Here is a 12369-nt window from a genome sequence, read left to right as displayed (position 1 = left end):
CGTGCCGCGCCAGGATGCTGTGCCTGTTTCGGGGGCGACCCCCGGGCCCCACGCCGGGGTGTGTTCGCGTCAGCGGTTGGCGCCGGGCACCCACAACACGTCGCCCACCTCGCGGTTCGCGTGCCGCGCCAAGATGAACAGCAGGTCGGACAGGCGGTTGAGGTACTTCACCGTCAGCGGGTTCATCGAGTCGCCGTGTGCCTCCAGGGCGGCCCACGTGGTGCGCTCGGCGCGGCGGGCGACGGTACGGGCCTGGTGCAGCAGCGCGGCGCCGGGCGTGCCGCCGTTGAGGATGAAGCTGCGCAGCTTCTCCAGGTTCTCGTTGTACTCGTCGCAGGCCGTCTCCAGCGCGTCGATGTAGCTCTGCTCCACGCGCAGCGGCGGGTACTTCGGGTCCTCGACGACCGGGGTGGACAGATCGGCGCCCAGGTCGAACAGGTCGTTCTGGACGCGGGTCAGCAGCGCGACGACGTCCTCGTCCAGGTTGCCGAGGGACAGCGCGACGCCGATCACCGCGTTGGTCTCGTCCACGTCGGCGTACGCCGCGAGCCGAGGGTCGGTCTTGGACGTGCGCGACATGTCGCCCAGCGCGGTGGTGCCGTCGTCGCCGGTGCGGGTGTAGATCCGGGTGAGGTTGACCATGACCGAACCCTAGTGCCGGTCCGCCGCGGATCGTCCGAAGGGCTTCCTGGAGCGCGCTTCGTCCGTGCTTGGCGCGGTCCGTGGAGGGGTCCGGGAATCAGTACGATTCTCCGATGGACAGGTTCCGGGTGACAGGTGGTCAGCGACTCTTCGGCGAGGTGCGGATCACGGGCGCGAAGAACAGCGCGCTCAAATTGATGGCTGCCGCGTTGCTCGCGGAGGGCACCACGGTGCTCGAGGAGGCGCCCCGGATCCTCGACGTGGAGATCATGAGCGAGCTGCTCAGGCGGCTGGGCTGTGAGGTCGAGGGGGAGACCACCGGGACGGTGCGGATCGACGTACCGGCCGCGCCGCGCTTCGAGGCGGACTACGACCTGGTGCGCAGCATGCGCGCGTCGATCTGTGTGCTCGGGCCGCTGCTCGCGCGCTGCGGCGAGGTGCACGTGGCCTATCCGGGCGGGGACGCGATCGGCTCGCGCGGCCTGGACATGCACATCGAGGGGCTGGTCAAGCTCGGCGCGACCGTGGAGAACTCGCACGGCGTGCTGATCGCCAAGGCGCCGAACGGGTTGAAGGGCACCACGGTCTGGCTGGACTTCCCGAGCGTGGGCGCGACCGAGAACATCCTGATGGCCGCGGTGCTCGCTCAGGGCCGGACGGTGATCGACAACGCGGCGCGTGAGCCGGAGATCGTGGACATCTGCGCGATGCTCACCGAGATGGGCGCGCGGATCGAGGGCGCGGGCTCCTCGACGATCGAGATCGAGGGTGTCGAGGGGCTCAAGCCGGTACGCCACCGCACCGTGCCGGACCGGATCGTGGCGTGCACGTTCGCGGTCGCCGCGGCGATGACGCTCGGCGACGTCACGGTGCGCAACGCGCACCCCGAGCACCTGGAGATCGCGCTCGACAAGCTGACCCTGGCCGGTGCCGAGGTGTCGCACGTACGGGACGGCTTCCGGGTGGTGATGGACCGGCGACCCAAGGCCGTGGATGTGGTCACCTTGCCTTATCCCGGGTTCGCGACCGACATGCAGCCGTTCTTCGCCGCGATGAACTCGATCGCGGAGGGCTCGGCGATGATCACCGAGAACCTCTTCGAGGCGCGGTTCGTCTTCCTGCAGGAACTGCTCCGGCTGGGCGCCTCGATTCGCACCGACGGGCACCACGCGATCGTGCGCGGGGTCGAACAGCTCTCCGGAGCACCGGTGTTGACCGCGGACATCCGGGCCGGGGCGGGTCTGGTGCTGGCCGGTCTGGTGGCCGACGGGGACACCACGGTGAGCGGGGTGCACCACATCGATCGCGGTTACACCGGACTGGAGGTGCAGCTCCAGTCGCTGGGCGCGAAGATCGTCCGGGAGCCGGAGCCGGAGAGTACCTCGCGTTTCTGACGGGTCGTCAGGTAGGGGTCCGTCGGCGGCGGCGACCGCTGCGGCTACGCTCCCGGGCCAAGGACGTTCGTCCGGACGTCGGCTCGGGATCGTGTACTGGAGAGGTAGCGCAGTGACCAACAAGATCGCCGTCATCGGGGCCGGGCTCATGGGGTCGGGCATCGCCCAGGTCGCCGCCCAGGCCGGCTACGACGTCGTGCTGCGCGATGTCACCGACGCCGCCGTGGAGCGTGGGCTGAGCGGGATCGCGGCCTCGTACGAGAAGTTCACCGCCAAGGGGCGGATGACCGCCGAGGACGCCTCGGCGGCGCTCGCCCGGATCACCACCACCACGGACCTCGACGCCGTCGCCGACGCGGACGTCGTGGTGGAGGCGGTGTTCGAGAAGGTCGAGGTCAAGCAGGACGTCTTCCGCGACCTGGACCGGATCTGCAAGCCCGGCGCGGTGCTCGCGAGCAACACGTCGGCGATCCCGATCACCGAGATCGCCGCCGTCACCGCTCGGCCGGAGTCGGTCGTGGGCATGCACTTCTTCTCGCCGGTGCCGTTGATGAGCCTGTGCGAGCTGGTCCGCGGGTTCAAGACCTCGGACGCGACGCTGGCCACCGCCCGCGAACTGGCCGAGGCGATGGGCAAGACCTGCATCGTGGTCAACCGCGACGTGGCCGGCTTCGTGACCACTCGGCTGATCACCGCGCTCACCGTCGAGGCGGTGAAGCTGTACGAGGCGGGCGTGGCCACCGCCGAGGACATCGACATCGCCTGCAAGCTCGGCTTCGGCCATGCGATGGGGCCGCTGGCCACCGCCGATCTCACCGGCGTGGACATCATGCGCAACGCGACGAGCAACATCTACGCCGAGAGCAAGGACGAGAAGTTCGCGCCGCCGGAGTTGCTCAACCGCATGGTCGCGGCGGGCGACCTGGGCCGCAAGACCGGCAAGGGTTTCTACGACTACTGAGTCGGTTCGGTGCCGCCGCCGATCCGGGTTGCCCCGCGGGCGCTCGGCGGGTGCTCGACGGCCGCTCCGGGGTTCGATTCCGGGACCTGGGCCGGGTTCGATTCCGGACTCGGTCCCGGCTCCGATCACCGGGGCCCGGGGCGGCCGTTTGCCCAAGGGCGGATGCGCAGTCGGCGCATCATCTGATGATTCGTCACCTGTATGAGTGAAGTCCGATGTGATGAGTGAGGATTATCGGGTTTTGGGTGTTCTTCTGGGAAGTCGAACCGTCATCGAACGGACGGACTCCCCCAGGAGGAGACGATGCGCGTTTGGGGCGACCCGCGCGAGTTGCACTTGGAAGGCGCGCTCGACGTGCGGGCCACCGCCGATGTCCGGTTGGCGCTGCACGAGGCGCTGGACAACGGTGAGGGCGACCTGATTCTCAACCTCACCCGAGTACCCGCCCTGGACACCACCGGCCTGGGCCTGATCGTGGGCGCGCATCGACGCGCTGGCCGGCGCGAGCGTCGGCTGGTTTTGACCGGCGTCAACCCGGATGTGCACCGGGTACTGGTGCTGACCCGATTGCACCGCATCCTCACGCTCCGCCAACCGGCAGCCGCCTGACCTGGGCGAATCGGTCGTCCGAGCCGACACAGTGTCAGGCCGGGCGGGCAACGGCTTGCGTGCTGTGGTCGAACACACCCTGTCCGGGACGGTTACCCGTCAGTACACTCCGTGGTAAGCAGGGCCGCACCAGGCGCGGTGACAGCGGACCAGCGGGATAGCCCAGGCCGGTAGTCGCCGAACCCCGGTCGGTCCGGAACCTCCGGAGGTATTCCGTGGCGAGCCAGACGCCCTCAGCTCAGCCCTCGCAGCCGGCCGCGCCCTCTTCGGCGGCCCCGCCCTCCCCTTCGGCCGAGCGAGCCGCTTCGGCCGAGCAGGCCGCACCGATCACGCGCGACCGTCCCTGGGTGATGCGCACGTACGCCGGCCACTCCTCGGCCACCGCGTCCAACGCGCTGTACCGGCGCAATCTCGCCAAGGGTCAGACCGGTCTGTCGGTGGCCTTCGACCTGCCGACCCAGACCGGCTACGACCCCGACCACGAACTCTCGCGCGGCGAGGTGGGCAAGGTCGGCGTACCGATCTCGCACATCGGCGACATGCGGCAGCTCCTCGACGGGATCCCCGTCGAGGAGATGAACACCTCGATGACGATCAACGCGACCGCGCTGTGGATGCTCGCGCTCTACCAGGTCGTCGCCGAGGAGCAGGGCGCGGACATCGCCAAGCTCACCGGCACCACGCAGAACGACATCATCAAGGAGTACCTGTCGCGCGGGACCTACGTCTTCCCGCCCGGGCCCTCGCTGAAGCTGATCACCGACACCGTGGCGTACACGGTCTCGCACATTCCCAAGTGGAACCCGACCAACATCTGCAGCTACCACCTCCAGGAGGCGGGCGCGACCCCGGTGCAGGAGATCGCGTACGCGATGTGCACCGCGATCGCCGTGCTCGACGCGGTCCGCGACTCGGGCCAGGTGCCGGCGGACCGGATGGGCGACGTGGTCCAGCGGATCTCCTTCTTCGTCAACGCCGGCGTGCGGTTCGTCGAGGAGATGTGCAAGATGCGGGCGTTCGTCCAGCTCTGGGACGAGCTGACCCTGGAGCGCTACGGCGTACAGGACGCCAAGCAGCGCCGGTTCCGCTACGGCGTGCAGGTCAACTCGCTCGGCCTGACCGAGGCGCAGCCGGAGAACAACGTCCAGCGCATCGTGCTGGAGATGCTGGCCGTGACGCTGTCCAAGGACGCCCGCGCGAGGGCGGTGCAACTGCCGGCCTGGAACGAGGCGTTGGGTCTGCCGCGGCCGTGGGACCAGCAGTGGTCGTTGCGGATCCAGCAGGTCTTGGCGTACGAGTCGGACCTGCTCGAATACGGCGACATCTTCAACGGTTCGCATGTGATCGAGGCCAAGGTCGCCGACCTGGTGACGGGCGCCCGCGCGGAGATCGACCGGGTCCAGGCGATGGGCGGCGCGGTCGCGGCGATCGAGTCGGGCTACATGAAGTCGCAACTGGTCGGCTCGCACGCGGCTCGGCGGGCCCGGATCGAGGCGGGCGAGGAGGTGGTGGTCGGGGTCAACCGCTTCGAGACCACCGAGGAGAACCCGCTCACCGCGGACCTGGACACGGCGATCATGAGCGCCGACCCGGACGCCGAGCGCTCGGCGATCGAGAAGGTCCAGGCGTGGCGCGCGGCGCGCGACCCGGAGGCGGTGGACGCGGCGATGGCCCGGCTGCGCGAGGACGCGCGGTCGTGGAAGGCCGCGGCGGCGGTCAACCTGATGCCGGCCACCTTGGCATGTGTCCGGGCGGGGGTGACCACGGGCGAGTGGTCGCAGGCGCTGCGTGAGGAGTTCGGCGAGTACCGGGCGCCGACCGGGGTGTCCGGCGTGGTCGGCGTGCAGGACGGCGCGGGGCTGGCCGAGGTGCGGGGCGCCGTGCGGCGGGCCGGGGAGGAACTGGGCGGCCGGTTGCGGCTGTTGGTCGGCAAGCCGGGGCTGGACGGGCACTCGAACGGGGCCGAGCAGATCGCGGTGCGGGCGCGCGATGTCGGGTTCGAGGTGGTCTACCAGGGGATTCGGCTGACTCCGGCGCAGATCGTCGCGGCGGCGGTGGAGGAGGACGTGCACTGTGTGGGGCTGTCCATCCTGTCCGGGTCGCACCTGGAGCTGATTCCGGACGTGCTCTCGCGTATGCGCTCCGCGGGGATCGGGGACGTGCCGGTGATCGTGGGCGGGATCATTCCTTCCGCCGACGCGGTCACGCTGCGCTCGCAGGGGGTGGCGGCGGTGTTCACGCCGAAGGACTTCGGGATCACGGACATCATGGGGCGGATCGTGGAGGTGATCCGCGAGGCGAATGGCCTTGCGACGGTGCCTTCGGGTTTGGTGTGAGGTTGTCCGGCCTGCGGCCGTGGCTTGTCCTCAAACGCCGGACGGGCTGGGATTGGTCCGGCTGCCGGCGGAGCGGCGGTTGGTGAGTGCCGGTGTCCTCAAACGCCGGACGGGCTGGAGTGGGGTTGGTCCGGCTTCCGGGGGAGCGGCGGTTGGTGAGTGCCGGTGTCCTCAAACGCCGGACGGGCTGGAGTGGGGTTGGTCCGGCTTCCGGGGGAGCGGCGGTTGGTGAGTGCCGGTGTCCTCAAACGCCGGACGGGCTGGAGTGGGGTTGGTCCGGCTTCCGGGGGAGCGGCGGTTGGTGAGTGCTCGGGTTTCGGGTGTCCTCAAACGCCGGACGGGCTGGATTGGGTGCCGGTCGGGCTGGAGTTTGTGCCGGCGGGCTGGGAGTGGTGCCGGGCGGGCGGGAGTTGGGGTGGGAGGGTGCCGGACGGGCCTGGGTGGCCCGTCCGGCGGGTGGAGTCAGGGGATGGGGCGGGCCATGTCGGCGGCTATCTCGGTGGGGGTGAGGGGGCGGTTGTAGATGCGGACGTCGTCGATGAGGCCGGTGAAGTATTCGCCCCAGACCGTGTTGCCGCCGATGCGGAGTGCGCCGCCGGCGTCGACGATCGGGCCGGTGTGCGCGGTGGACCGGACCTGGACACCGTTGACGTACAGGCGCAGCGTGGCGCCGTCGTAGGTCGCCGCGACGTGTGCCCAGGCGCCGGTGGCCAGGGGTGCGGTGCCGTCGGCGTAGGTGTCGTTGTTGGTGCCGGTGGTGTTGATGGACGTGTTGGGCGCGTTGGTGCCGTTCGCGTACAGCGCGTAGGACAGGCCGCCGCCGCGTTCCTTGAGCAGGATGGTGCGCCAGTTCGTGATCGCCGAGGGTTTGACCCAGGCCTCCAGGGTCATCCCCGTGGTGAGCGTGAGCCGGGCGCTGTGCGGCACCGTCACCATCGACGAAGTGCCGTTGAAGGAAAGCGCGTTGCCGGAATGGCCGGGGACCCAGGTGCCGCCCGTGACGGTGCCGTTGTTGCCCTGGCCGGCGTCGTCCGTGACGATCGTGCCGCCGGCCGCGTTGAAGCCGTACTGGGCCATCAGCCCGGGCGTCGGCCCGTCGATCTCGCGATAGGTGGCGGTCAACGTGACCGGCGTCGCGGGCGCGGTGATGTTGTGTGCGGCGGCGCCGCCGTCCGACCAGGACACGAACTCGTAGTTCTTGCCGTTCAGGACCTGGGTCGAGGGTGCGGCGATGGAGGACGTGCCGCCGACGATCACCGTGCTGGTGAACGGCGCCGGGCGTTGCGAGGAGAACAGGCCCAGGGTCAGGCCCGGTGGGTTGGACGCGAGCGTGACGTTCACGGTCTTCGGGTCCAGCCGCACGCTGGTGGTCCCGGTCAGGCCGCCGGAATCGGTCGCGGTCAGCCGCAGTTCGAGCCAGGACGGGTACTCGTGGTCGACCGCAGTGAAGCTGCCCGAGGCGCCGCCCTGCCCGGTTATCTGGTGTTCGTGGCAGGTGCTGGGCGTCGTGCAGTGGTGCATGATGATCTGCCAGTTCAGACCGCTGCCGGGGATGGTGCCGTCCTGGGGGTCGGTCGCGTGTCCGCTGAACGCGATCGGGTCGCCCACCTTCCAGGTCAGTGACCCGGCCGGGGTGTCGATCACCGGGGTCGGCGGCGCGTTGCCCGCCGAGATGGTGATCGGTGCGGAGACGCCGGTCAGGCCGACCGGGTCGGTGACCCGCAGTCTGGCGGTGTACGTGCCGGACGCGGTGTAGGTGTACGAGGGGTTCGCCGCGGTCGAGTCGTCGAACGCTCCGTCGCCGTCCAGGTCCCACGCGTACGTGAGGGACTCGCCCGGGTCCGGGTCGGTCGACGCGGAGCCGGTGAACGCCACGGTCAGCGGGGTCGTGCCGGTGGTCGGGGTCGCCGAGGCGACCGCGTTCGGCGCGCTGCCGGTGTAGCGGACCCGGTGGATCGCGCCGTCCTCGAAGCCGACGTAGTACACGTCGCCCTCGGGGCCGGTGGTGAGCTGGACCGGGTTCGCGTTGGTCACGAACGCCTGGCGGGTGGCCGGGTCCGGGAGTCCGTCGGGGCCGGCCAGCATGCTCCACACGCAGCGCCGACTGTGGTCGGCGAAGAACATCGCGCCCCGGTACGCGGCCGGGTACCGCTGCCCCGAGTAGAAGGTCACGCCGGAGATCGCCGAGCCGCTGCCGGTCGGACAACCGTCACCCGGGGCCACCACGGCGCCGTGCTGGTACGCGTAGTAGGGCGTCTTCACCGCCGCCGGACCCTCGGCGTAGAGGTTGGCGCACAGGTTCAGGCCGATCGACTCGTAGCCGCCCTGGCGGGACGAGCCCTCGTAGCAGGGCCAGCCGAAGTTGGCCACGGCGGCGCTCGACGGGGTGAGTCGGTCGATCTCCTCCCACGTGCTCCAACCGACGTCGCCCACCCACAGCTCGTTGGTGCCCGGCCGGAAGCCGAAGCGGAACGGGTTGCGCAGGCCGGCCGCCACCAGTCGGCGGGCGTTGGCGTCGGCGTTGCCCGCCAGCGGGTTGCCGGGCGCGCCGGCGCCGGTGGCCGGGTCGATCCGGATGATGCTGCCGTTGAGCGCGAACGGGTCGCCCGACGTACGGAAGTCCTGCGCGCGCAGGGCGCCGCCCTCGGCGGTGGGCGCGGCCAGCACGGTGCCCACCGGACTGGTGCCGTCGGCACACGGGTTCGCCGGAATCGGGTCCTTGCCCGGGATCGGGCCACTGGCCGTGGTCTGGCCGTAGTCCGCCCAGTCGAAGCTGGCACCGTCGCCGGCGGAGGCGTACAGGTAGCCGTCCGGGCCGAACCCCAGGCTGCCGGTGGCGTGTGACGGGAACTGCTGGCACCAGCCCTCGACCAGCACCTGTTCGGGGCCGGCCGTATTGCCCGTCGCGGTCAGTTTGGCGATCCGGCCGGTGACCAGGCAGCCCTTGGCCTGGGCGCCGGGCGGGTCCGGGCAGCCGTCGTCCAGGGCGCCGGCGGTGCCCCAGTAGGGCGCCGAGCCGCCGGGGCGCGCGTCGTGCGTGTACATCACGTACACCGACGGATCCGTCGGGAAGTTCGGGGCCAGGGCCAAGCCGAGCAGCCCTCGGTCCCAGAAGTTGTGCACCTTGGCCCGCAGGTCGGTGAACACCGTGGGCGTGGGGTCGGTGATCGAGTCGAACACCTTGACGACGCCGGTCTTCTCGGCGACGAAGACCCGACCGTCCTTGGCGAAGGCCACATCGACGGGTTGGGTCAGGCCGGTCAGTACCGCGTCGTCGGAGAACTTCGGCGGTACCGCCGCCGCCTGCGCGGACGCGGCGCGTGCGGTGGGCGCCGAGCCGAACAACTCGGGACCGGGTGGGCGGGACGGGGTGTCCGAGACACCCGCGGACGAGGCCGGCGACGCGCCGGCCGAGGGTATGGACAAGGCTAAGGAGGCGAGCAGTGCGACGGCGCACGCGAGCCGGGTCCCGCGCCGACTCACCCGCCGTCCCACGCGTCGCGTACGTATGGAACCGGACATGTGAGTCCCCCTGTTCCCCCTGTGCGCCGGACTGATGTGGCGCCCCTTGTGCACCATAGGGCGACTCCACGCGCATGCACCGACTTTTCGCCAAGCCCGCCGCGGTGGGCGCGCCTGGGCCGATCGGTGGGTGTGCGCCGGCGCCTCGGCGCGCTCGTACCGGCCGTTCGGCGGGCAACGGGGGGTCGGGACGCAGCCCGGCGCGATCGTCCCCGTGACCACTCGGGGGGCGCGCGCGTTGTTGTGAAGAGGGAGCGAAGGTCGGCCCGGACCCGGTCCACTCGACGGCGGGAGGTGGCAAGGTGGGACGCGGTACGGAGGGGACACGCGCAACCCATGCTCGGTCGCCCCGCCGCTCGACGCGTCGGTGCTCAACGATCTTGTCACGAACCCGGCACCGGGTATCGGTGTGCCGGCCGCGCCCGGCACACTGATCACCGGTTTCCGCCCCCCGGGGCCCGGACTTGTCCCCGGCCGCACCGGTGCGTCGAGAAACCACGACGGGGAGCACAGGGAGTGGCATGAACGGCGGCGGCAGGGAACGGCCGGTAGAAGACGGGGAAAAGCGCTTCGAGGACGACCCGCTCGAATTTCCCGCCGACGCCTCGGCACGCTCCGCGGCCGATTCGGGAAGCGGGTCGGCGAGCGGCTCCTGGGGCGACGACGCGTATCTGGACGAGTTGTTCGGGCCGCGCCCGGGTGCGGCCGAGGAGCGTGACGCCCGGGCGGCCGAGCCGCCCGGGCTCGCGTCCGGCTCGGCGCGCGCGTCCGGCTCGGCGCGCGCGTCCGGGTCCGCGCGGGCGTCCGCGCCGCGCATCGGTGGGGCCGAGCCGATCCGGCTCGACGACGACGACCGGTCGGGCCCGGTCTCGGGAGTGGACCGGGGCGGCGCCGACGAACCGGGGTCGGGCGCGCTGCAACTGATCGCGGGCGACCTGCTGTTGACCTTCGGCGGACCGGACGGCACCGACGCGAGTGCGATGCCCGCCGGAGCCCGGCCGCCACTGACCTCCAGGCTGCCCGGCTCGGTGCCCACGAACGACCTGCCGCCGCTGGGCCGCGACGTGGAGATCGCCGAGCTCACCGGCCTGTTGCAGCGCGGGACGTCGGTGCGGATCGGCGGGTCCTCGTCGAGCGGTCGCACCACCGTGCTGCGGCACCTGGCCGCGCTCGACCCGGCGGAGGCGCCGGACGGGGTGGTCCTGCTCGACGGGCGCCGCCGCGGTCTGGACGACCTACTGCAGCAGTTGCACGACGCGTGCTTCACCGGACCGGCGTACCGGCCGACCCGGCGGCAACTGGGCATCATCCTGGCCGGTGTGGCCGCGCTCGTGGTCGTGGACGACCTGGAGCTGGGCCAGGAGGACGTGCACGAGCTGCTGCGGATCGCCCCGGAATGCGCTTTCCTGGTGGCCGGTCCGGAGGTGGCGGATCCGATCGTGCGCCGGGACTCGCCGCTGCACGAGATCACCCTGGGCGGACTCCCGCAGGAGGCGTGCTTCGACCTGCTGCGGCGGATCGCCGGGCGTGAACTCGACGACGAGGAACTGGCCTGGGCCTCCGCGCTGTGGTTCCAGGTGGGCGGCCATCCGGGTCGGTTCGTGCAGGCCGGCGCGCTGCTGGGGCGGCGTGAGCGCGGGCGGTCCGGCTACGGGCTGCTCGACGACGGTACGGCGGACAGCTCGGGCGAGTTGCCCTCGCCCGGCGAGCCGAGGCAGTTCGTACCGCGCCTGGTGCCGCTGGTGTCCGCGTCGGCGCAACAGGTGCTGCGGCTGGCCTCCGCCTTGGACGGGGAACTGCCGGACCCGGTACACCTGCCGGCCCTGACCGGCGCGGTGGACGCGGTGGGCGCGGCCGACGAGCTGGTCGCGGCCGGGCTCGCGGTGCGCGAGTTCGGCCGGTATCGGCTCACCGGCGGCACCGCCGAGGCGATCGCCACGATCGTGCGCGGGCCGTCCTCGTGGGCGGTCGCGGCGATACAACACTTCACCTGGTGGGTCTCGCACCCCTCGGTCACTCCCGTGGAGATCGCGCGCGAGGCGGACACGATCCTGGCCTGCCTGCGTGAGTCGGAGCGGCTGGGCAAGGCCGGATCGGCGCGTGCGCTGGCCCGGTCCGCGGCGCCCGCGTTCGGCGCCTCGGCACGCTGGGACACGTGGGGCGAGGTGCTCGACCTGGGCCTGGCCTCGGCGCGCGAGGCGGGCGCCTCGGCGGCGTCCGACCACGCGTGGTTCCGGCACGAGCTGGCCGTCCTGGCGCTGTGCACCGGCGACACCCGGGGCGCGCGCGAGGAGGCGGTCGCGGCCACCCGGATGCGCGACGTCGGCTCGGACAAGCGCGGACTCGCGGCGGACCGCCGGGTGCTGGCGCTGGCGGGCGGCGACCGGGTCGCGGTCGCGGCGGCGGGCGGGGACGGGTCGGGCGGCGCGGCACGCGGCGGGATCGGTCGTCGCGGCGTGCTGATGACGGCGGGCGCGGCGGCGGTCCTGGTGCTGACCCTGGCCGCCGTGGTCGCGATGGGCTCGGATTCGCCGGACAAGATCGACCACCGCAATCCGGTCGGCTCGACCGGCTCGGCGGCCTTCGACCCGAACACGCCCAACCGGGGTCCGGAGGCGGATCCCAAGGCCGACCGGGACAAGCCGGCGTCCCCGACCGGCAGCCGCAAGCCGGGCTCCGGCAGCGCGACCTCGACGATCACCACGACGACCCGCGAGTCACCGCCCGCGACCACCGCCCCGGCGACCACGGCGCGCTCGTCCAGCCCGGCCAACTCGGCGTCCCAGGGCAACAGTTCGCCCCCGACCACGACGTCGGCACCCCCACCGGCCTCGACCGCGCCACCCCAGCCGAGCACATCCGCCCCGGCCCAGCCCCCGGCGGCCGGCGACGGCATGTGAGGTCG

General features: G+C 71.7%; 7 protein-coding genes. 5 read left to right on the top strand and 2 right to left on the bottom strand.

Going from position 1 to position 12369, the window contains the following annotated elements; all coding sequences use genetic code 11:
* Positions 1 to 69 precede the first annotated feature (69 nt).
* Entirely contained in the window at positions 70 to 642 is a 573-nt protein-coding gene (locus tag ACIBSV_RS23240) for a cob(I)yrinic acid a,c-diamide adenosyltransferase (RefSeq protein WP_395865974.1), read from the bottom strand.
* Between the two features lie 113 nt (positions 643 to 755).
* On the opposite strand from ACIBSV_RS23240, the gene murA reads away from it, so the two are divergent.
* The 4 genes from murA to ACIBSV_RS23220 all read left to right on the top strand — a co-directional run bounded on the left by murA (position 756) and on the right by ACIBSV_RS23220 (position 5942).
* Positions 756 to 2036: a UDP-N-acetylglucosamine 1-carboxyvinyltransferase gene (gene murA, locus ACIBSV_RS23235; RefSeq protein ID WP_395865972.1), complete on the top strand. Its 1281-nt coding sequence runs from the start codon at positions 756 to 758 to the stop codon at positions 2034 to 2036.
* Positions 2037 to 2148: 112 nt separating this feature from the next.
* Positions 2149 to 2997 (top strand): 3-hydroxyacyl-CoA dehydrogenase family protein, encoded by an 849-nt coding sequence (locus ACIBSV_RS23230; protein ID WP_395865970.1) that lies wholly within the window; start codon positions 2149 to 2151, stop codon positions 2995 to 2997.
* Positions 2998 to 3300: 303 nt separating this feature from the next.
* A complete protein-coding gene (locus ACIBSV_RS23225; RefSeq protein ID WP_395865968.1) occupies positions 3301 to 3606 on the top strand; it encodes an STAS domain-containing protein in 306 nt (101 codons plus the stop codon).
* A 350-nt stretch (positions 3607 to 3956) separates the two neighbouring features.
* A complete protein-coding gene (locus ACIBSV_RS23220; RefSeq protein WP_395866500.1) occupies positions 3957 to 5942 on the top strand; it encodes a protein meaA in 1986 nt (661 codons plus the stop codon).
* Between the two features lie 462 nt (positions 5943 to 6404).
* On the opposite strand, the gene ACIBSV_RS23215 is transcribed toward ACIBSV_RS23220, so the two are convergent.
* The gene (locus tag ACIBSV_RS23215) at positions 6405 to 9368 is read right to left on the bottom strand and encodes a LamG-like jellyroll fold domain-containing protein (RefSeq protein WP_395865967.1); all 2964 of its coding nucleotides are present in this window, start codon (positions 9366 to 9368) and stop codon (positions 6405 to 6407) included.
* 617 nt (positions 9369 to 9985) lie between these two features.
* Between ACIBSV_RS23215 and ACIBSV_RS23210 the strand changes: the two genes are divergently transcribed.
* A complete protein-coding gene (locus ACIBSV_RS23210) occupies positions 9986 to 12364 on the top strand; it encodes a hypothetical protein (RefSeq protein WP_395865965.1) in 2379 nt (792 codons plus the stop codon).
* Positions 12365 to 12369 lie beyond the last annotated feature (5 nt).

It is taken from the genome of Embleya sp. NPDC050154 (genome assembly GCF_044460165.1).
Classification (GTDB): Bacteria; Actinomycetota; Actinomycetes; order Streptomycetales; family Streptomycetaceae; genus Embleya.
Note: the sequence above shows the minus strand (reverse complement) of the source record. Positions and strands in the feature narration are given on the sequence as shown.